Consider the following 20,936-nt stretch of genomic DNA (forward strand, 5'->3'; position numbering starts at 1 on the left):
GCCGTGGGCGGGTGCCCCTTACTTACTACTGCCGTCCACCACCTCCTTGACGAAGGTAGTGATTGGCCACTAACTTCATCACATGGTCAGGATGAGCGCAGAGGAGCGACGCGAGAGCGTCATCCGCGCGGCGATGATCGAATTCGCCCGCGGTGGCTACAACGGCACGTCCACCGAGGTGATCGCCAAGCGGGTGGGTGTCTCGCAGCCGTATCTCTTCCGCCTCTTCCCGGACAAGCGGGCGATCTTCCTCGCCGCGTCCGGGCGTTGCTGCCAGGAAGTGACGGAGGTCTTCAGGAAGGCGTCCGAGGGGCTGGAGGGAGAAGAGGCCCTGCACTCCATGGGGGAGGCCTATCAGGCACTCATCGCCGACGACCCGGACATGCTGCTCATGCAGATGCAGATGTACGTCGCCGTGGCCTCCGCCGAGGCGTCCGGTGACCGGGAGTTCGGCGAGGCGCTGCGGGCCGGCTGGATGGAGATGTACGACACGGCCCGCCTCGCCATGGGGGCGGACGTCGGCGACACGACGCAGTTCCTGGCGTACGGGATGCTGATCAATGTCCTGGTGTCGATGGGGTTCAAGCCCGACCACCGGGTGTGGACCGGCTTCTACGAATCGGCGCAGCTCAAGGAGTAAGGCGTGCGGGTCAGCGGGGTGCGTACTTTTGCGCCCATAAAAGTTAGTCATCAATAACTAACCACAGGGGAAGCAATGTCACAGCAGACAGCACGGCGCGGGGGAGCAGGCTGGGCCCTCGCCCTCACCAGCATCGCCGGATTCATGGCGGCCCTCGACAACCTCGTCGTCACCACCGCCCTGCCCGCCATCCGCGAGGACTTCGGGGGAGCGATGCACGACCTCGAATGGACGGTGAGCGCCTACACGCTCACCTTCGCCGTGCTGCTGATGTTCGGCGCGGCCCTGGGCGACCGCTTCGGGCGCCGCAAGCTCTTCATCACCGGCCTCGCGGTCTTCACCGGAGCCTCCGCCGCCGCGGCCCTCGCCCCCGGCATCGAGGCGCTGATCGCCGCCCGCGCGGTCCAGGGCGTCGGCGCCGCGATCATGATGCCGCTGACGCTGACCCTGCTGACGGCGGCCGTGCCGGTGGCCAAGCGCGGGATGGCGTACGGGATCTGGGGCGCCGTCAACGGTCTCGCGGTCGCCAGTGGTCCGCTCATCGGCGGCAGCCTCACCGAGCACATCTCCTGGCAGTGGATCTTCTGGCTGAACGTGCCGCTCGGTCTCGCGCTGCTGCCGCTGGCCCGGCTGCGGCTCTCCGAGTCCTACGGCACCGGAGCGCCCCTCGACATCACCGGGACACTGCTGGCCAGCGGCGGGCTCTTCGGCATCGTGTACGCCCTGATCCGCGGCAACATCGACGGCTGGACCAGTGCGACCGTCCTCACCGGCCTGATCGCGGGCGCCGTGCTGCTCGGCGGCTTCGTCCGGCACGGCATCCGCAGCGAGAACCCGATGCTGCCCATGCGGCTCTTCCGCAGCCGGGCCTTCTCCGCGATCAACGCAGCGAGCCTGCTGATGTTCGTAGGGATGTTCGGCTCGATCTTCCTGCTCAGCCAGTTCCTGCAGAACGTCCTCGGCTACTCGCCCACCGAGGCGGGCCTGCGGATGCTGCCCTGGACCGGTATGCCGATGATCGTCTCTCCCATCGCGGCCTACCTCGCGGACCGGATCGGCGGGCGCCTCGTGGTGACCGCGGGCCTCGCGCTCCAGGCCGTCGGTCTCGCCTGGTTCGCGGCCGTCGTGGCGTCCGACGTGTCCTACGGGGCCCAGCTCCCCGCCCTGATCATCAGCGGGGTCGGCATGGGGCTCTACTTCGCCCCCGCAGCCAACCTGGTGATGTCCAGCGTCCGCCCCTCCGAGCAGGGCATCGCGTCCGGCGCCAACAACGCCCTGCGGGAGGTCGGCGGCGCCCTCGGCATCGCGATCCTCGCCTCGGTCTTCTCCGCCCAGGGCGGCTACGGCTCCGCCCAGAGCTTCGTGGACGGCCTCGGGCCCGCCCTGTGGGCCGGCGCCGCGCTGGTCGGCGTGGGCGCGGTGGCCGCCGCGCTGCTCCCGGGACGGTCCGCCGCCGGGAAGGCGGACGGCGCCGCACCGGCCGCGGCAGAGGAGCGCACGCCCGTCGGCGTCTGAACCGCGCCGCCCGACTCACCCCACGGTCCGTGGCCCCGCCCGAGAGGCAGGGCCACGGACCGTACCCTTGTGCACGTGCAGGAACTCCACGATGCCCCCCTCGCCCCGCTGACCACCTTCCGGCTCGGCGGTCCCGCGGCCCGTCTGATCACCGCGACGACCGACGCCGAGGTGATCGCCGCCGTCCGCGAAGCCGACGACTCCGGGACCCCGCTGCTGCTCATCGGCGGCGGCTCGAACCTCGTCATCGGAGACAAGGGCTTCGACGGCACCGCTCTGCGCATCGCCACGAAGGGCTTCGCGCTCGACGGCACGAAGCTGGAGCTGGCCGCCGGCGAGGTGTGGACCGACGCGGTGGCCCGCGTCGTGGACGCGGGGCTCGCGGGCATCGAGTGCCTCGCAGGGATCCCCGGGTCCGCGGGCGCGACGCCGATCCAGAACGTGGGGGCGTACGGCCAGGAGGTCTCGTCGACCATCACCGAAGTGGTCGCGTACGACAGGAGGACGCACGAGACGGTCACCGTCACGAACGCCGAGTGCGACTTCTCGTACCGCCACAGCCGTTTCAAGGCCGACTCCGACCGCTTCGTGGTGCTGCGCGTCCGCTTCGAACTGGAGGACGCCCAGGGAATGAGCGCCCCCCTGAAGTACCCGGAGACGGCCCGCACCCTCGGCGTGAACGCGGGCGACCGGGTTCCGGCCGCCGTCGCCCGTGAGACCGTCCTGAAGCTGCGGGCGGGCAAGGGCATGGTGCTCGACCCCGAGGACCACGACAGCTGGTCGGCCGGGTCCTTCTTCACCAACCCGATCCTCACGGAGGATGAGTTCGCCGCCTTCCACGCGCGCGTGGTGGACCGGCTCGGCCCGGAGGTGGCACCCCCTGCCTTCCCGACGGACGACGGCCGCGTGAAGACCTCCGCCGCCTGGCTGATCGACAAGGCGGGCTTCACCAAGGGCTACGGACAGGGCCCGGCCCGCATCTCCACCAAGCACACCCTCGCGCTCACCAACCGCGGCGGCGCGACCACGGAGGACCTCCTCGCCCTCGCCCGCGAGGTCGTCGCAGGAGTACGGGACGCCTTCGGGGTCACGCTGGTCAACGAGCCGGTGACGGTGGGCGTCAGCCTCTGAGCCAGTCCTCGATCCCCGCCAGGAGCTTCGCCTGTATGTCGACGGGGGCGGCCGAGCCGCGCACCGACTGCCGGGCGAGCTCGGCCAGGTCGGCGTCGTCGAAGGCATGGTGCTTGCGCGCGATCTCGTACTGAGCGGCGAGCCGTGACCCGAAGAGCAGCGGGTCGTCGGCCCCGAGGGCCATCGGCACCCCGGCGTCGTACAAGGTCCGCAGCGGCACGTCCTCGGGCTTCTCGTAGACCCCGAGCGCCACGTTGGACGCCGGGCACACCTCGCAGGTCACGCCCCGCTCGGCGAGGCGCTTCAGGAGCCGCGGGTCCTCGGCCGCCCGCACCCCGTGCCCGATCCGCCCCGCGTGCAGGTCGTCCAGGCAGTCCCGCACCGAAGCCGGCCCGCTGAGCTCGCCGCCGTGCGGAGCCGCGAGCAGACCGCCCTCCCGCGCGATCGCGAAGGCCCGGTCGAAGTCCCGTGCGAAGCCACGGCGTTCGTCGTTGGAGAGCCCGAAGCCGACGATGCCGCGATCGGCGTACCGCACGGCGAGCCGGGCCAGCGTGCGGGCGTCCAGCGGGTGCTTCATGCGGTTGGCGGCGACCAGGACGCGCATGCCGAGGCCGGTGTCCCGCGAGGCGCTGTCGACGGCGTCCAGGATGATCTCCAGGGCCGGGATGAGCCCGCCGAGCCGCGGCGCGTACGACGTCGGGTCGACCTGGATCTCCAGCCACCCCGACCCGTCCCGCAGATCCTCCTCGGCGGCCTCCCGCACCAGGCGCTGGATGTCCTCGGGCTCCCGCAGACAGGACCGCGCCATGTCGTAGAGCCGCTGGAAGCGGAACCAGCCGCGCTCATCGGTCGCCCGCAGCTGCGGAGGCTCACCGCCGGTCAGCGCCGGAGGCAGCCGCACCCCGTACTTGTCGGCGAGCTCCAGCAGGGTCGTGGGCCGCATCGACCCGGTGAAGTGCAGATGCAGATGGGCCTTCGGCAGCTCTCTTACGTCACGTACACGCTCCATTCGAGGATCTTGCCGTATGCGGATGGCGTCCCGGTAGCCACTTTCCCGTTCGTGCACATCCCCGAACGAAGAAACGGGCCGCCTCCCCGGAGAGGGGAGACGGCCCGCACGCGCGCGTGGAGCGCGAAAACTCACTCGGTACGTCAGTCGCGGGCCTCGGCCAGGAGCTTCTGGAGCCGCGAGACGCCCTCGACGAGGTCCTCGTCACCCAGGGCGTACGAGAGGCGCAGGTAACCCGGCGTCCCGAAGGCCTCACCCGGGACGACCGCGACCTCGGCCTCCTCCAGGATCAGCGCGGCGAGCTCCACGGAGTCCTGCGGGCGCTTGCCGCGGATCTCCTTGCCGATGAGGCCCTTCACCGAGGGGTACGCGTAGAAGGCGCCCTCGGGCTCGGGGCAGAGCACGCCGTCGATGTCGTTCAGCATCCGCACGATGGTCTTGCGGCGCCGGTCGAAGGCCTCGCGCATCGTGTCGACGGCGGCCAGATCGCCGGATACGGCGGCGATGGCGGCGACCTGGGCGACGTTGGAGACGTTCGACGTGGCGTGCGACTGGAGGTTCGTCGCGGCCTTCACCACGTCCTTGGGGCCGACGATCCACCCCACGCGCCAGCCGGTCATCGCGTACGTCTTGGCGACTCCGTTCACCACGATGCACTTGTCCCGCAGCTCGGGCAGGATCGCGGGGAGCGAGGTGAACTTCGCGTCTCCGTAGACGAGGTGTTCGTAGATCTCGTCGGTCATGACCCACAGGCCGTGCTCGACGGCCCAGCGGCCGATCGCCTCGGCGTCGGCCTCGCTGTAGACGGCGCCCGTCGGGTTGGACGGCGACACGAAGAGGACGACCTTGGTGCGCTCCGTGCGCGCGGCCTCCAACTGCTCCACCGAGACGCGGTATCCCGTCGTCTCGTCGGCGACGACCTCGACCGGCACGCCGCCCGCGAGACGGATCGACTCCGGGTACGTCGTCCAGTAGGGAGCCGGGACGATGACCTCGTCGCCCGGGTCCAGGATCGCGGCGAACGCCTGGTAGATCGCCTGCTTGCCGCCGTTCGTCACCAGGACCTGCGAGGCGTCGACCTCGTAGCCGGAGTCGCGCAGGGTCTTCGCGGCGATCGCGGCCTTGAGCTCGGGGAGCCCGCCGGCCGGGGTGTAGCGGTGGTACTTCGGGTTCTTGCAGGCCTCGACGGCGGCTTCGACGATGTAGTCGGGCGTCGGGAAGTCGGGCTCGCCCGCACCGAAACCGATCACCGGTCGCCCGGCGGCCTTGAGGGCCTTCGCCTTGGCGTCGACGGCGAGGGTCGCGGACTCGGAGATCGCGCCGACGCGGGCGGAGACCCGGCGCTCGGTGGGAGAAGTGGAAGCGCTCATCGCCCCATCGTTCCAGACCGGAAACGCGCCCGGCACACGTGTTTCGGAGTTCGGCACGGCCACCGGAACCGATTCTGTTCGACGGAGGGCCGCAGAGCACGTACACTCACTGCTCGTTGGCCCTCACCGGCCGCACCCTCTCATCGCACTCTGTGCACTCGGGCGGATGCGGTAGGTTGGGGGAAATCAAAGGGTCGTAGCTCAATTGGTAGAGCACTGGTCTCCAAAACCAGCGGTTGGGGGTTCAAGTCCCTCCGGCCCTGCTACACACTCCTCGCGGATGTGTGCGCATGTACGTACTGCATTGCACCGCCGTGCGGCTCATACCGGGCGCGGCACGGCCACGACCCGGAATCAGGTGAGGACGAGTGACGGACGCCGTGGGCTCCATCGACATGCCTGATGCCCAGGACGAGGCGCCGGAGTCCAAGAAGAAGGCCCGCAAGGGCGGCAAGCGCGGCAAGAAGGGCCCCTTCGGCCGTCTCGCGCTCTTCTACCGCCAGATCGTCGCGGAACTCCGCAAGGTCGTCTGGCCGACTCGCAGTCAGCTCACGACGTATACCACCGTGGTGATTGTCTTCGTCGTCATCATGATCGGCCTCGTGACCGTGATTGACTATGGGTTCAACCAGGCCGTCAAGTACGTCTTCGGCTGAGCCGATGGCTGAGCCGAGAGCGAAGGGCGCCGTACCCGGCGCCCGTTTCGCGCGTTCCACCCCTCTGTATCCAGGAAGAAGCAGCCACCGTGTCTGACCCGAACCTGAACGACGCCATCGAGTCGGCGGAGTCCGTGGAGGACCAGCTCGACATCGTCGAGGCGTCGGACGCCGAGGACCCGGACCAGGCCGAGGCTGCTGACGCCGCCGCGGGCGCACCCGCCGAAGAGTCCGCCCTGCACGTCGAGACCGACGCGGAGTCCGCTGACGACGCCGAGGCGGCCGACGAGGCCGTCGCGGACGACGAAGCCGCCGCGGAGTCCGACGAGGACGGCGAGCCCGTCGCCGAGGACGAGTCCGAAGAGGGCAGCGAGTCCGAAGAGGGCAGCGAGTCCGACGAGGGCAGCGAGTCCGAAGAGGCCGCCGAGTCCGCACAGGACGAGGAGGAGGCCGAGCCGGTCGACCCGATCGTGGCCCTGCGCGAAGAGCTCCGCACCCTCCCCGGCGAGTGGTACGTCATCCACACGTACGCCGGTTACGAGAACCGCGTGAAGACCAACCTCGAGCAGCGTGCCGTATCGCTGAACGTCGAGGACTTCATCTTCGCGGCCGAGGTGCCGCAGGAGGAAGTCGCGCAGATCAAGAACGGCGAGCGCAAGACGGTCCGTCAGAACAAGCTCCCCGGATACGTCCTGGTGCGCATGGACCTGACGAACGAGTCCTGGGGCGTCGTCCGCAACACCCCCGGCGTCACCGGCTTCGTGGGCAACGCCTACGACCCGTACCCGCTGACCCTGGACGAGATCGTCAAGATGCTCGCCCCCGAGGCCGAGGAGAAGGCGGCCCGCGAGGCTGCCGAGGCCGAGGGCAAGCCGGCTCCGTCGCGCAAGGTCGAGGTCCAGGTCCTGGACTTCGAGGTCGGCGACTCGGTCACCGTCACCGACGGCCCGTTCGCGACGCTGCAGGCGACGATCAACGAGATCAACGCCGACTCGAAGAAGGTCAAGGGTCTCGTCGAGATCTTCGGCCGCGAGACCCCGGTCGAGCTCAGCTTCGACCAGATCCAGAAGAACTAGCCCTCGCGGCTTCCTCTGGAACATACGCCTCCGACCAGGTCAGACGGGCTCTCAAAGCCTGTCTGACCTGCTCGGTTTTTGGCCGCGCGACGTTACCCGTTATCGTGGTGCGGTATGCCTCCATCCGGATGACTGGATGGTGGCTGGAAACTCTCACTAGGACCCGGAGAGAGCAATGCCTCCCAAGAAGAAGAAGGTCACGGGGCTTATCAAGCTCCAGATCCAGGCCGGCGCAGCCAACCCGGCCCCGCCGGTCGGCCCCGCGCTGGGCCAGCACGGCGTGAACATCATGGAGTTCTGCAAGGCCTACAACGCCGCGACCGAGTCGCAGCGTGGCTGGGTCATCCCGGTGGAGATCACGGTCTACGAAGACCGCTCCTTCACCTTCGTGACCAAGACTCCGCCGGCCGCCAAGATGATCCTCAAGGCCGCGGGTGTCGAGAAGGGCTCCGGCGAGCCTCACAAGACCAAGGTCGCCAAGATCACCGAGGCGCAGGTCCGCGAGATCGCCACCACCAAGATGGAAGACCTCAACGCCAACGACCTGGACGCCGCGTCGAAGATCATCGCCGGCACCGCCCGTTCCATGGGCATCACGGTCGAGGGCTAAGAGCTTTCCCCGTCTGACCTTTCTCAGTGGTAGGACCAAGCGCTGGTCCGCACCACGACTCCACACCTGAAACCACAGGAGCAGAAGTGAAGCGCAGCAAGACTCTCCGCGCTGCGGACGCCAAGATCGACCGGGACAAGCTCTACGCCCCGCTCGAGGCCGTCCGTCTCGCCAAGGAGACCTCCGCGACCAAGTTCGACGGCACCGTCGAGGTCGCCTTCCGCCTGGGTGTCGACCCGCGCAAGGCCGACCAGATGGTCCGTGGCACCGTGAACCTCCCGCACGGCACCGGCAAGACCGCCCGGGTCCTGGTCTTCGCGACCGGTGACCGTGCTGCGGCCGCGGAAGCCGCTGGAGCCGACATCGTCGGCGCCGACGAGCTGATCGACGAGGTCGCGAAGGGCCGCCTGGACTTCGACGCCGTCGTCGCCACCCCGGACCTCATGGGCAAGGTCGGCCGCCTCGGCCGCGTGCTCGGTCCGCGTGGTCTGATGCCGAACCCGAAGACCGGCACCGTCACCCCCGACGTCGTGAAGGCTGTCAACGACATCAAGGGCGGCAAGATCGAGTTCCGCGTCGACAAGCACTCGAACCTGCACTTCATCATCGGCAAGGTGTCCTTCGACGACACCAAGCTGGTGGAGAACTACGCCGCCGCGCTGGAGGAGATCCTCCGTCTGAAGCCGTCGGCCGCCAAGGGTCGCTACATCAAGAAGGCCGCGCTGGCCACCACGATGGGCCCCGGCATTCCGCTGGACAGCAACCGCACCCGCAACCTCCTCACCGAGGAGGACCCGGCCGCCGTCTGAATCTGACGGCAGTCGCGTCGCGTACGCGTTTTTGATGACGGGCCCCGCAACCTTTCGAGGTGCGGGGCCCGTCTTCGTATGGGCGCGCGTCCGTCCGTGCTGTCGGGGGACTGCGCTAGCGTGCGGGATTCACACGAGTGCAAGGGGTGGGATGTCATGAACAGCACGACCATGCGACGCGCAGGCCTTTCGATCGCGGTGGCCGCCGCGCTGACCGGGGTCGCGGCCTGTGGCTCCTCCGGCGGCGACGGTGACACGAAGAGCGGCAAGAAGGGCTCCGTTGCCCTCAGCCCCGTAGCGGCCCTGCGCTCCATCGACGACAAGACCGGTAACGCGGACTCGGCCAAGATCGAGAGCAAGACGGTCATGGGCACCAAGATGTCGATGGACATGACGGGCTCCATGGCGTGGTCGGACGGCATCACCGGCAATGTCACCGCGACCCTCACGGGCGGCACCCAGGCCGAGCAGATGAAGCAGATAGGCCAGTCGAAGATCGACTACCGCTATCTGAAGAACGGGTTCTACGCGAACATGGGCGACAAGTTCGCGGCGGAGGCCGGCGGCGGCAAGCACTGGCTGGAGTACGACTACGACACGCTGGCCCAGATGAGCGGCGCCGCGGGCGACGCGTTCAAGGACCAGATGCAGAACACCACCCCGAACCAGTCGGTCAAGATGCTGCTCGCTTCGGGCGACGTGAAGCGCGTGGGCGAGGAGACGGTCCGCGGGACGAAGACGACCCACTACGCCGGGACCGTCGATGCCGCGGACTTCACCGGCAAGAACTCGGATCTCGACGCCGGACAGATGGCCGAGCTGAAGCAACAGTTCAAGGCGGTGGGTCTGAGCACGCAGACCGTCGACATCTGGGTCAACGACGACGACCTCCTGGTCAAGAAGACCGAGAAGGGCACGACGAACGACGGCGAGTTCTCACAGACCGCCTTCTACAGCGACTACGGCACCCCCGTGTCCGTGGAGAAGCCCCCGGCCTCGGACACCCTCAGCTTCAAGGACCTCATGAACCAGCAGCCGAAGGCCTGACCTCGGCCGTCAGGTATTCTCGCCGGACCGAATTGTGTCGATCATGTGTTCCTAGGGGTGGGGTCATGACTGTGAAGAGAGTTGCGGGCGCTGTGCTCGCCACCACGATGCTGTGTACGGGTGCGGTGGCCTGTTCGGGCTCCGACGACGGCAAGGCCAAGGGGGCGGGCTCGGGGGAGACCCAGTCCCGGTCGAAGGTGACCGAGGTCATCACGGCGGCGTACGAGAAGACGGCGAAGGCCAAGTCGGCCAAGGTCGAGATGACGATGACGGCGCCGAAGTCGATGGGCGGTGGCGCCGGTGAGATGAAGATGTCCGGCGTCATGGGCTGGGACCCGACCGTCATGGATATGACGATGTCCGGCTCGGCGCTCACGGAGGGCGATCCGGAGGCGCCGGAGAAGGTCCGGATGCTCTGGCTCGACAATGTCATGTACATGGACATGGGGGCTGCCGCCGCCAAGGACATGGACGGCAAGCAGTGGATGAAGATGGACCTGAACTCCATCGCCGAGCAGGCCGGTGACGAGAAGGTCGCCAAGCAGCTCACCGGCGGCCTGGACAGCATGAACCAGGACCCGGCGCAGCAGCTCGCGATGCTCCTCGACTCGCCGAACCTGAAGCATGTCGGCCCCGCCAAGGTCGACGGCGTCCAGGCCCAGCGTTACAAGGGCCGGCTGACCGTCAAGGAGATGCTGGCGTCGAACAAGGGCCTCAGCGACGTGCTCAGCAAGAGCGAGCGCGAGGACCTTTTCAAGAACATCGAGAAGTCGGGCATCAAGGGATACGACACCGAGGTCTGGGTCAACGAGGACGACTATCCCGTCCGGATGGACATCGACATCAAGTCCCCCGAGGGCACGATGAAGACGTCCCAGAAGTTCTCCGACTACGGCGCCACGGCCAAGGTGACCGCGCCGCCGGCCGGTAAGACCTTCGACCTGATGGAGATGTTCAAGAAGATCGGGGACATGGACAAAGGCGGCTCCGACAGCGGCCTCTGACCGCCCCTGATTTCGCGGCTCCGAGCCGATTTGCCTGACGCGAACTCGTTCGCGTACTCTTCCACAGAAGCCAAAGACCGCTGGTCGTTGCCGTGTGCTCGCAAGAGGATGCGGTGGCCGAAGGATCCGCTGAAACTGCGGACGACCCGCGTAGGTGACTGTGGAAGTGAGTGCTCCCGGACGGAATTCCGTAAGGTCGAGCTCATGCCCCGGCGCCTGCGCCGGGGCGTTTTGTTTTGTCAGCCCCTTTTGAGCGGTCCTCATCACCCGGAAGGAGGCCGACGCTCTATGCCGACGCCCGACAAGGCTGCCGCGGTAGCCGAGCTCACGGACAAGTTCCGCAGCTCGAACGCCGCCGTGCTGACCGAGTACCGGGGTCTCACCGTGGCCCAGCTCAAGCAGCTGCGCCGTTCACTCGGTGAGAACTCCGAGTACGCCGTGGTGAAGAACACGCTGACCAAGATCGCGGCCAACGAGGCCGGGATCAACCAGCTGGACGACCTGTTCTCGGGTCCGACCGCTGTTGCCTTCGTCACCGGTGACCCGGTGGTGTCGGCGAAGGGTCTTCGTGACTTCGCCAAGGACAACCCCAACCTCATCATCAAGGGCGGTGTCCTTGACGGTAAGGCGCTGTCCGCCGATGAGATCAAGAAGCTTGCGGACCTCGAGTCCCGCGAGGTTCTGCTCGCCAAGCTGGCCGGTGCCATGAAGGGCAAGCAGACGCAGACTGCGCAGCTCTTCCAGGCTCTGCCGTCGAAGTTCGTCCGCACCGCGGAGGCGCTTCGTGCCAAGAAGGCCGAGCAGGGCGGTGCCGAGTAATTCGGCTCGCGCATTGATCGCCGCCCGTTAGGGCGACGGTCGCAGCGGGCCAAACGTACGCCCGCCTTCATGTACACCCGGCACCAGCCGAATTAGTGGAAGGATCGCCCATCATGGCGAAGCTCAGCCAGGAAGACCTGCTTGCTCAGTTCGAGGAGCTCACCCTCATCGAGCTCTCCGAGTTCGTGAAGGCCTTCGAGGAGAAGTTCGACGTCACCGCCGCCGCGGCCGTCGCCGCCGCCCCGGCCGGCCCGGGCGCCGTTGCCGAGGCCGTCGAGGAGCAGGACGAGTTCGACGTCGTCCTCACCGGCGCCGGCGAGAAGAAGATCCAGGTCATCAAGGTCGTGCGTGAGCTCACCTCGCTCGGTCTGAAGGAGGCCAAGGACCTCGTCGACGGCACCCCGAAGCCGGTCCTCGAGAAGGTCGCCAAGGAGGCCGCCGAGAAGGCTGCCGAGTCCCTCAAGGCTGCCGGCGCCTCGGTCGAGGTCAAGTAACCTCGCGAGTCTTCCGACTCCTTTCGAGCGTCGTTCAGGCGACGCTCTGCCAAGGGCGATCACCCATCTGGGTGGTCGCCCTTCGGCGTTCTCCGGCGCACCCAGACGGCTGCCTTGCGTAGCCCGTCCCGACGAGTATGGTGATCTTCGTTGTGCCTCGGAACAGCCGTGACGGCGACCTCTGAGAGCCAAGTCGGGGCAGGGGGGCCTTGACGAACCGCACGCAGCGCGCAATTCTCAGGACGCGTCGTCACATCGATCCGCATCCGAGGCATGGATCGACGGCGAAGAGGGCAGTATCGATGTGCATCGAGGGCGTGGCTTGCAGCAGGGGTTGAGAACAACGAGGGTCTTCAAAAACCCGCACTGGACATCAGTGGGCCTAGTGGCTACACTGACCCTTTGCGCTGCCTGTTAGCTGCCTCCTGCCCGTCACCAGGGGCATGCCCATGCTTGAGCACTGTGGATCGAAACTTCCCTGACCGGGGCTTTCTGTCTCTGTGTCCAGCCTGGGACCGGTACGCGCGTAGTGAGTCCGAGCCCTCGGAAGGACCCCCTCTTGGCCGCCTCGCGCACTGCCTCGACCGCGAATACGAACAACGGCGCCAGCACCGCCCCGCTGCGCATTTCCTTTGCAAAGATCAGGGAGCCCCTCGAGGTTCCGAACCTTCTTGCGCTGCAGACCGAGAGCTTTGACTGGCTGCTCGGAAATGAAGCGTGGAAGGCTCGTGTCGAGGCGGCTCTCGACAGTGGACAGGACGTCCCCACCAAGTCAGGTCTGGAGGAGATCTTCGAGGAGATCTCTCCGATCGAGGACTTCTCCGGGTCGATGTCCCTGACGTTCCGCGACCACCGTTTTGAGCCTTCGAAGAACTCCATCGACGAGTGCAAGGAGCGCGACTTCACGTTCGCCGCTCCGCTCTTCGTCACTGCCGAGTTCACCAACAACGAGACCGGCGAGATCAAGTCCCAGACGGTCTTCATGGGCGATTTCCCGCTCATGACCAACAAGGGCACCTTCGTCATCAACGGCACCGAGCGTGTCGTCGTGTCGCAGCTGGTCCGTTCGCCGGGCGTCTACTTCGATTCCTCGATCGACAAGACGTCCGACAAGGACATCTTCTCCGCCAAGATCATCCCGTCCCGGGGTGCCTGGCTGGAGATGGAGATCGACAAGCGCGACATGGTCGGTGTGCGCATCGACCGCAAGCGCAAGCAGTCGGTCACCGTTCTGCTCAAGGCTCTCGGTTGGACGACCGAGCAGATCCTCGAGGAGTTCGGCGAGTACGAGTCGATGCGCGCCACCCTGGAGAAGGACCACACCCAGGGCCAGGACGACGCACTGCTCGACATCTACCGCAAGCTCCGTCCTGGCGAGCCGCCGACCCGTGAGGCCGCTCAGACGCTGCTTGAGAACCTCTACTTCAACCCCAAGCGCTACGACCTCGCGAAGGTCGGTCGCTACAAGGTCAACAAGAAGCTGGGTGCGGACGCTCCGCTCGACGCGGGCATCCTCACGGTCGAGGACATCATCGCCTCGATCAAGTACCTGGTGAAGCTGCACGCCGGTGAGACCGAGACCGTTGGCGACAGCGGTACGTCGATCGTCGTCGAGACCGACGACATCGACCACTTCGGCAACCGTCGTCTGCGCAACGTCGGCGAGCTCATCCAGAACCAGGTCCGCACGGGTCTGGCTCGTATGGAGCGCGTCGTGCGTGAGCGCATGACGACCCAGGACGTCGAGGCGATCACGCCGCAGACCCTGATCAACATCCGGCCGGTCGTCGCCTCCATCAAGGAGTTCTTCGGCACCAGCCAGCTGTCGCAGTTCATGGACCAGAACAACCCGCTGTCGGGTCTCACCCACAAGCGCCGTCTGTCGGCGCTTGGCCCGGGTGGTCTCTCCCGTGAGCGGGCCGGCTTCGAGGTCCGTGACGTGCACCCGTCTCACTACGGCCGCATGTGCCCGATCGAGACTCCTGAAGGCCCGAACATCGGTCTGATCGGTTCGCTCGCCTCGTACGGCCGCGTCAACGCGTTCGGCTTCGTCGAGACGCCGTACCGCAAGGTCATCGAGGGCGTCGTCACCGACGACGTCGACTACCTGACGGCCGACGAAGAAGACCGCTTCGTGATCGCCCAGGCCAACGCCGTGCTGGGTGAGGACATGCGCTTCACCGAGTCGCGCGTCCTGGTCCGCCGTCGTGGCGGCGAGATCGACTACATCCCCGGCGACGACGTCGACTACATGGACGTCTCGCCGCGCCAGATGGTGTCGGTCGCGACCGCGATGATCCCGTTCCTCGAGCACGACGACGCCAACCGTGCCCTCATGGGCGCGAACATGATGCGTCAGGCCGTGCCGCTGATCACCGCCGAGGCTCCCCTCGTCGGCACCGGCATGGAGTACCGCTGTGCGGTCGACGCCGGTGACGTGATCAAGGCCGAGAAGGCGGGTGTGGTCCAGGAGGTTTCCGCGGACTACGTCACGGTCACCAACGACGACGGCACGTACACCACGTACCGCATCGCCAAGTTCTCCCGGTCGAACCAGGGCACCTCGGTCAACCAGAAGGTTGTCGTCGACGAGGGCGCCCGCGTGATCGAGGGCCAGGTCCTGGCCGACGGTCCCGCGACCGAAGAGGGCGAGATGGCCCTCGGCAAGAACCTGCTCGTGGCGTTCATGCCCTGGGAAGGTCACAACTACGAGGACGCGATCATCCTGTCGCAGCGCCTCGTACAGGACGACGTCCTCTCCTCGATCCACATCGAGGAGCACGAGGTCGACGCCCGTGACACCAAGCTGGGCCCGGAGGAGATCACCCGGGACATCCCGAACGTCTCCGAGGAGGTCCTCGCGGACCTCGACGAGCGCGGCATCATCCGTATCGGTGCCGAGGTCGTCGCCGGTGACATCCTCGTCGGCAAGGTCACGCCCAAGGGTGAGACCGAGCTGACGCCGGAAGAGCGCCTGCTCCGCGCGATCTTCGGTGAGAAGGCGCGCGAAGTGCGCGACACCTCGCTGAAGGTGCCGCACGGTGAGATCGGCAAGGTCATCGGCGTACGCGTCTTCGACCGTGAAGAGGGCGACGAGCTGCCGCCGGGCGTGAACCAGCTGGTTCGTGTCTACGTGGCGCAGAAGCGCAAGATCACGGACGGCGACAAGCTCGCCGGTCGGCACGGCAACAAGGGTGTCATCTCCAAGATCCTTCCGATCGAGGACATGCCCTTCCTTGAGGACGGCACGCCGGTCGACATCATCCTCAACCCGCTGGGTGTCCCGTCCCGAATGAACCCGGGTCAGGTCCTGGAGATCCACCTCGGCTGGCTCGCCAGCCAGGGCTGGGACGTCTCCGGCCTCAGCGAGGAGTGGGCGCAGAGCCTGCAGCGCATCGGCGCCGACCAGGTCGCCCCGCGGACGAACGTCGCGACTCCGGTCTTCGACGGCGCCCGCGAGGACGAGCTGACCGGCCTCCTCGAGCACACCGTCCCGAACCGCGACGGCGACCGCATGGTCCTGCCGTCCGGCAAGGCGCGGCTGTTCGACGGACGCTCCGGCGAGCCGTTCCCGGACCCGATCTCGATCGGGTACATGTACATCCTCAAGCTGCACCACCTGGTCGACGACAAGCTCCACGCTCGTTCGACCGGTCCGTACTCCATGATCACCCAGCAGCCGCTGGGTGGTAAGGCTCAGTTCGGTGGTCAGCGCTTCGGTGAGATGGAGGTGTGGGCGCTTGAGGCTTATGGCGCCGCTTACGCCCTCCAGGAGCTGCTGACGATCAAGTCCGACGACGTGACCGGCCGCGTGAAGGTCTACGAGGCCATCGTCAAGGGCGAGAACATCCCCGAGCCCGGCATTCCCGAGTCCTTCAAGGTGCTCATCAAGGAAATGCAGTCGCTCTGCCTCAACGTGGAGGTGCTGTCCTCGGACGGCATGTCCATCGAGATGCGCGACACCGACGAGGACGTCTTCCGCGCGGCGGAGGAGCTCGGTATCGACCTGTCCCGGCGCGAGCCGAGCAGCGTCGAAGAGGTCTGACGGGTTGGCCGGCCGGACCTCGTGTCCGGCCGGCTCTCCCCGGACCCGTTCAGACCATGATTGAGACTCGACCCCGAAAGAGGGATTGACGACAAAGTGCTCGACGTCAACTTCTTCGACGAGCTGCGGATCGGCCTTGCCACCGCGGACGACATCCGACAGTGGTCCCACGGCGAGGTCAAGAAGCCGGAGACCATCAACTACCGCACGCTCAAGCCCGAGAAGGACGGACTCTTCTGCGAGAAGATCTTCGGTCCGACCCGGGACTGGGAGTGCTACTGCGGTAAGTACAAGCGTGTCCGCTTCAAGGGCATCATCTGCGAGCGCTGCGGCGTCGAGGTCACTCGCGCCAAGGTGCGTCGTGAGCGGATGGGCCACATTGAGCTGGCCGCCCCTGTCACGCACATCTGGTACTTCAAGGGCGTCCCGTCGCGCCTCGGCTACCTGCTTGATCTCGCCCCGAAGGACCTCGAAAAGGTCATCTACTTCGCGGCGTACATGATCACGTTCGTGGACGAGGAGCGCCGTACGCGTGACCTGCCCTCCCTGGAGGCGCACGTCTCCGTGGAGCGCCAGCAGGTCGAGAACCGTCGCGACTCCGACCTCGAAGCCCGCGCCAAGAAGCTCGAGACCGACCTGGCCGAGCTTGAGGCCGAGGGCGCCAAGGCCGACGTACGCCGCAAGGTGCGCGAAGGTGCCGAGCGGGAGATGAAGCAGCTGCGCGACCGTGCGCAGCGCGAGATCGACCGTCTCGACGAGGTGTGGAACCGCTTCAAGAACCTCAAGGTCCAGGACCTGGAGGGTGACGAGCTGCTCTACCGCGAGCTGCGTGACCGCTTCGGCACGTACTTCGACGGTTCGATGGGTGCCGCTGCACTGCAGAAGCGCCTTGAGTCGTTCGACCTGGATGAGGAAGCCGAGCGGCTTCGCGAGATCATCCGTACCGGCAAGGGCCAGAAGAAGACCCGTGCGCTCAAGCGCCTCAAGGTCGTCTCCGCGTTCCTGCAGACCAGCAACAGCCCCAAGGGCATGGTGCTCGACTGCGTGCCGGTCATCCCGCCGGACCTGCGTCCGATGGTGCAGCTGGACGGTGGCCGCTTCGCGACCTCCGACCTGAACGACCTGTACCGCCGCGTGATCAACCGCAACAACCGCCTGAAGCGGCTTCTCGACCTCGGTGCTCCCGAGATCATCGTGAACAACGAGAAGCGCATGCTCCAGGAGGCCGTGGACGCCCTCTTCGACAACGGTCGTCGTGGTCGCCCGGTCACCGGTCCCGGTAACCGCCCGCTGAAGTCCCTGAGCGACATGCTCAAGGGCAAGCAGGGTCGTTTCCGTCAGAACCTTCTCGGTAAGCGTGTGGACTACTCCGCGCGTTCCGTGATCGTCGTCGGCCCGCAGCTGAAGCTGCACCAGTGTGGTCTGCCGAAGGCCATGGCACTGGAGCTCTTCAAGCCGTTCGTGATGAAGCGCCTGGTTGACCTCAACCACGCGCAGAACATCAAGTCGGCCAAGCGCATGGTCGAGCGCGGCCGCACGGTCGTGTACGACGTCCTGGAAGAGGTCATCGCCGAGCACCCGGTTCTCCTGAACCGTGCGCCGACGCTGCACCGCCTCGGCATCCAGGCCTTCGAGCCGCAGCTGGTCGAGGGCAAGGCCATTCAGATCCACCCGCTCGTCTGCACCGCGTTCAACGCGGACTTCGACGGTGACCAGATGGCCGTGCACCTGCCGCTTTCGGCAGAGGCGCAGGCCGAGGCCCGCATCCTGATGCTGTCCTCGAACAACATCCTGAAGCCGGCAGACGGCCGTCCCGTCACCATGCCGACCCAGGACATGGTCCTTGGCCTCTTCTTCCTCACGACGGACGAGGAAGAGCGCAAGGTCATCGGTGAGGGCCGTTCGTTCGGTTCCTCCGCTGAGGCGACCATGGCGTTCGACGCCAAGGAGCTCTCGCTCCAGGCGAAGGTCGACATCCGCTTCCCGGTGGGCACCATCCCGCCGCGTGGCTGGACCCCGCCGGCCGTCGAAGAGGGCGACCCGGAGTACCAGCAGGGCGACAGCTTCCGGCTGCGTACGACCCTGGGCCGCGCGCTCTTCAACGAGCTGCTGCCCGAGGACTACCCGTTCGTCGACTACTCGGTGGGCAAGAAGCAGCTCTCCGAGATCGTCAACGACCTGGCCGAGCGCTACCCCAAGGTCATCGTGGCGGCGACGCTCGACAACCTGAAGGCGGCGGGCTTCTTCTGGGCGACCCGTTCCGGTGTCACCGTGGCCATCTCCGACGTCGTGGTCCCCGAGGCCAAGAAGGCGATCGTCGCGGGCTACGAGGCGCAGGACGAGAAGGTCCAGAAGCAGTACGAGCGCGGTCTGATCACCAAGGACGAGCGCACGCAGGAGCTCATCGCGATCTGGACCAAGGCGACCAACGAGGTTGCCGAGGCGATGAACGCGAACTTCCCCAAGACGAACCCCATCTTCATGATGGTTGACTCGGGTGCCCGAGGAAACATGATGCAGATGCGTCAGATCGCCGGTATGCGTGGTCTGGTGTCGAACGCGAAGAACGAGACGATCCCGCGTCCGATTAAGGCGTCGTTCCGTGAGGGCCTCTCGGTCCTGGAGTACTTCATCTCCACGCACGGTGCCCGTAAGGGTCTGGCGGACACGGCTCTGCGTACCGCCGACTCCGGTTACCTCACCCGTCGTCTGGTCGACGTCTCTCAGGACGTCATCATTCGCGAGGAGGACTGTGGCACCGAGCGCGGTCTGAAGCTCAAGATCGCGGTCAAGGGCGAGGACGGTGTGCTCCGCAAGACGGAGAACGTCGAGACCTCGGTGTACGCCCGCATGCTGGCCGAGGACGTCGTCATCGACGGCAAGGTCATCGCGCCGGCCAACGTCGACCTCGGTGACGTCCTCATCGACGCCCTGGTCGCCAACGGCGTCGAGGAGGTCAAGACCCGCTCGGTCCTGACCTGCGAGTCCGCGGTCGGCACCTGTGCCTTCTGCTACGGCCGTTCGCTCGCCACCGGCAAGCTGGTCGACATCGGTGAGGCGGTCGGCATCATCGCCGCCCAGTCCATCGGTGAGCCCGGCACGCAGCTGACGATGCGTACGTTCCACACCGGTGGTGTGGCCGGTGACGACATCACCCAGGGTCTGCCCCGTGTCGTCGAGCTCTTCGAGGCTCGTACGCCCAAGGGTGTCGCCCCGATCTCGGAGGCGGCAGGCCGCATCCGTATCGAGGAGACCGAGAAGACCAAGAAGATTGTCGTCACGCCGGACGACGGCAGCGACGAGACTCCCTTCCCGATCTCGAAGCGTGCCAAGGTCCTCGTGCGTGAGGGTGACCACGTCGAGGTGGGCCAGAAGCTCACCTTCGGTGCCACCAACCCGCACGACGTGCTGCGGATCCTCGGTCAGCGCGCGGTCCAGGTCCACCTGGTCGGCGAAGTCCAGAAGGTCTACAACAGCCAGGGCGTGTCGATCCACGACAAGCACATCGAGATCATCATCCGGCAGATGCTGCGCCGTGTGACGATCATCGAGTCCGGCGACGCCGAACTGCTGCCGGGCGAGCTCGTCGAGCGTTCGAAGTTCGAGACCGAGAACCGTCGCACGGTCACGGAAGGCGGCCACCCGGCCTCCGGCCGTCCGCAGCTGATGGGTATCACCAAGGCCTCGCTGGCGACGGAGTCGTGGCTGTCCGCGGCTTCCTTCCAGGAGACGACCAGGGTCCTGACGGACGCGGCGATCAACGCCAAGTCCGACTCCCTGATCGGCCTCAAGGAGAACGTCATCATCGGTAAGCTCATCCCGGCCGGTACGGGTCTCTCCCGCTACCGCAACATCCGGGTCGAGCCGACCGAAGAGGCCAAGGCAGCGATGTACTCGGCCGTCGGTTACGACGACATCGACTACTCGCCCTTCGGCACGGGCTCCGGCCAGGCTGTTCCGCTGGAGGACTACGACTACGGTCCGTACAACCAGTAAGCGGTGGTACGTCCCCTTAGGGGCGTACTGAGGCGCCCACAGGGCGGTCATCCCTCGCGGGGTGGCCGCCCTGTGTCGTATGTTGCAGGCCGGTGTGTCCCCCGCGTGGGCATTTGTTTTGACCAGAGCCGATGAGGTAGGTACGCTCAGACCTTGTGCCTGGGGTGTGCCTGGGCTCGCGCGCGTGTCTTCAACCGCTGTGTGAGTCCGATAACGGCCGCCGTAATCTGCGCCACTTTCCGCCTTGCGGCAAGAGTCTGCAGTATTCGACACACCCGACCGCGTGGGTCGGCGATGTTTCAGGTTAGCTTTACTATTCGGCACACAGAAACCGGAGAAGTAGTGCCTACGATCCAGCAGCTGGTCCGAAAGGGCCGGCAGGACAAGGTCGAGAAGAACAAGACGCCCGCACTCGAGGGTTCGCCCCAGCGCCGCGGCGTCTGCACGCGTGTGTTCACGACCACCCCGAAGAAGCCGAACTCGGCCCTCCGTAAGGTCGCGCGTGTGCGTCTGACCTCCGGGATCGAGGTTACGGCCTACATTCCGGGTGAGGGACACAACCTGCAGGAGCACTCCATCGTGCTCGTGCGTGGTGGCCGTGTGAAGGACCTGCCGGGTGTTCGTTACAAGATCATCCGCGGCTCCCTTGACACCCAGGGTGTCAAGAACCGCAAGCAGGCCCGCAGCCGCTACGGCGCCAAGAAGGAGAAGTAGA

Annotated in this window: 16 protein-coding genes and 1 tRNA gene; 15 read left to right on the forward strand and 2 right to left on the reverse strand. The window is 66.6% G+C overall.

The window, feature by feature from the left end; genetic code table 11:
- The first annotated feature begins 82 nt into the window (after nt 1–82).
- From ACFUPX_RS10860 to ACFUPX_RS10870, 3 genes are all read left to right on the forward strand, one after another.
- On the forward strand, nt 83–640 hold the full coding sequence (locus ACFUPX_RS10860) for a TetR/AcrR family transcriptional regulator (RefSeq protein ID WP_383319458.1): 558 nt from the start codon (nt 83–85) through the stop codon (nt 638–640).
- 75 nt (nt 641–715) lie between these two features.
- On the forward strand, nt 716–2,155 hold the full coding sequence (locus ACFUPX_RS10865) for an MFS transporter (protein ID WP_383319461.1): 1,440 nt from the start codon (nt 716–718) through the stop codon (nt 2,153–2,155).
- Nucleotides 2,156–2,230: 75 nt separating this feature from the next.
- Entirely contained in the window at nt 2,231–3,286 is a 1,056-nt protein-coding gene (locus tag ACFUPX_RS10870; RefSeq protein WP_383319465.1) for a UDP-N-acetylmuramate dehydrogenase, read from the forward strand.
- On the opposite strand, the gene ACFUPX_RS10875 is transcribed toward ACFUPX_RS10870, so the two are convergent.
- Together ACFUPX_RS10875 and ACFUPX_RS10880 are read right to left on the reverse strand one after the other, a co-directional pair.
- The gene (locus ACFUPX_RS10875; RefSeq protein ID WP_383319468.1) at nt 3,276–4,295 is read right to left on the reverse strand and encodes an adenosine deaminase; all 1,020 of its coding nucleotides are present in this window, start codon (nt 4,293–4,295) and stop codon (nt 3,276–3,278) included. The two genes, ACFUPX_RS10870 and ACFUPX_RS10875, sit on opposite strands and share 11 nt — an antisense overlap.
- 143 nt (nt 4,296–4,438) lie before the next feature.
- The gene (locus ACFUPX_RS10880; protein WP_383319470.1) at nt 4,439–5,665 is read right to left on the reverse strand and encodes a pyridoxal phosphate-dependent aminotransferase; all 1,227 of its coding nucleotides are present in this window, start codon (nt 5,663–5,665) and stop codon (nt 4,439–4,441) included.
- Nucleotides 5,666–5,855: 190 nt separating this feature from the next.
- On the opposite strand from ACFUPX_RS10880, the gene ACFUPX_RS10885 reads away from it, so the two are divergent.
- The 12 genes from ACFUPX_RS10885 to rpsL all read left to right on the forward strand — a co-directional run bounded on the left by ACFUPX_RS10885 (nt 5,856) and on the right by rpsL (nt 20,935).
- Nucleotides 5,856–5,928, forward strand: a tRNA-Trp gene (locus tag ACFUPX_RS10885).
- Nucleotides 5,929–6,033: 105 nt separating this feature from the next.
- Entirely contained in the window at nt 6,034–6,321 is a 288-nt protein-coding gene (secE, locus tag ACFUPX_RS10890; protein WP_190084400.1) for a preprotein translocase subunit SecE, read from the forward strand.
- 89 nt (nt 6,322–6,410) lie between these two features.
- Nucleotides 6,411–7,397 (forward strand): transcription termination/antitermination protein NusG, encoded by a 987-nt coding sequence (nusG, locus tag ACFUPX_RS10895; protein WP_383319475.1) that lies wholly within the window; start codon nt 6,411–6,413, stop codon nt 7,395–7,397.
- A gap of 175 nt (nt 7,398–7,572) precedes the next feature.
- A complete protein-coding gene (rplK, locus tag ACFUPX_RS10900; protein ID WP_160506641.1) occupies nt 7,573–8,007 on the forward strand; it encodes a 50S ribosomal protein L11 in 435 nt (144 codons plus the stop codon).
- Between the two features lie 86 nt (nt 8,008–8,093).
- Nucleotides 8,094–8,816, forward strand: a complete 723-nt coding sequence (gene rplA, locus ACFUPX_RS10905; RefSeq protein ID WP_383319479.1) for a 50S ribosomal protein L1 — start codon at nt 8,094–8,096, stop codon at nt 8,814–8,816.
- Nucleotides 8,817–8,972: 156 nt separating this feature from the next.
- Nucleotides 8,973–9,863, forward strand: coding sequence for a hypothetical protein (locus ACFUPX_RS10910; RefSeq protein WP_383319482.1), 891 nt, complete (start codon nt 8,973–8,975; stop codon nt 9,861–9,863).
- Between the two features lie 65 nt (nt 9,864–9,928).
- Complete coding sequence (locus ACFUPX_RS10915) at nt 9,929–10,867, forward strand: hypothetical protein (RefSeq protein ID WP_383319485.1); 939 nt, start codon at nt 9,929–9,931, stop codon at nt 10,865–10,867.
- Between the two features lie 288 nt (nt 10,868–11,155).
- Nucleotides 11,156–11,686, forward strand: a complete 531-nt coding sequence (gene rplJ, locus ACFUPX_RS10920; protein ID WP_361058782.1) for a 50S ribosomal protein L10 — start codon at nt 11,156–11,158, stop codon at nt 11,684–11,686.
- Nucleotides 11,687–11,799: 113 nt separating this feature from the next.
- Nucleotides 11,800–12,180 carry a 50S ribosomal protein L7/L12 gene (gene rplL, locus ACFUPX_RS10925; RefSeq protein ID WP_344522025.1) on the forward strand — a complete coding sequence of 127 codons (381 nt, stop codon included), beginning with the start codon at nt 11,800–11,802 and terminating at the stop codon, nt 12,178–12,180.
- A 559-nt stretch (nt 12,181–12,739) separates the two neighbouring features.
- Entirely contained in the window at nt 12,740–16,225 is a 3,486-nt protein-coding gene (gene rpoB, locus ACFUPX_RS10930) for a DNA-directed RNA polymerase subunit beta (RefSeq protein WP_383319491.1), read from the forward strand.
- Nucleotides 16,226–16,321: 96 nt separating this feature from the next.
- On the forward strand, nt 16,322–20,221 hold the full coding sequence (locus ACFUPX_RS10935; protein ID WP_383319494.1) for a DNA-directed RNA polymerase subunit beta': 3,900 nt from the start codon (nt 16,322–16,324) through the stop codon (nt 20,219–20,221).
- A gap of 342 nt (nt 20,222–20,563) precedes the next feature.
- On the forward strand, nt 20,564–20,935 hold the full coding sequence (rpsL, locus tag ACFUPX_RS10940; RefSeq protein ID WP_003948652.1) for a 30S ribosomal protein S12: 372 nt from the start codon (nt 20,564–20,566) through the stop codon (nt 20,933–20,935).
- The last annotated feature ends 1 nt before the right edge of the window (nt 20,936 follow it).

The organism is Streptomyces sp. NPDC057302 (assembly GCF_042667685.1).
Classification (GTDB): Bacteria; Actinomycetota; Actinomycetes; order Streptomycetales; family Streptomycetaceae; genus Streptomyces.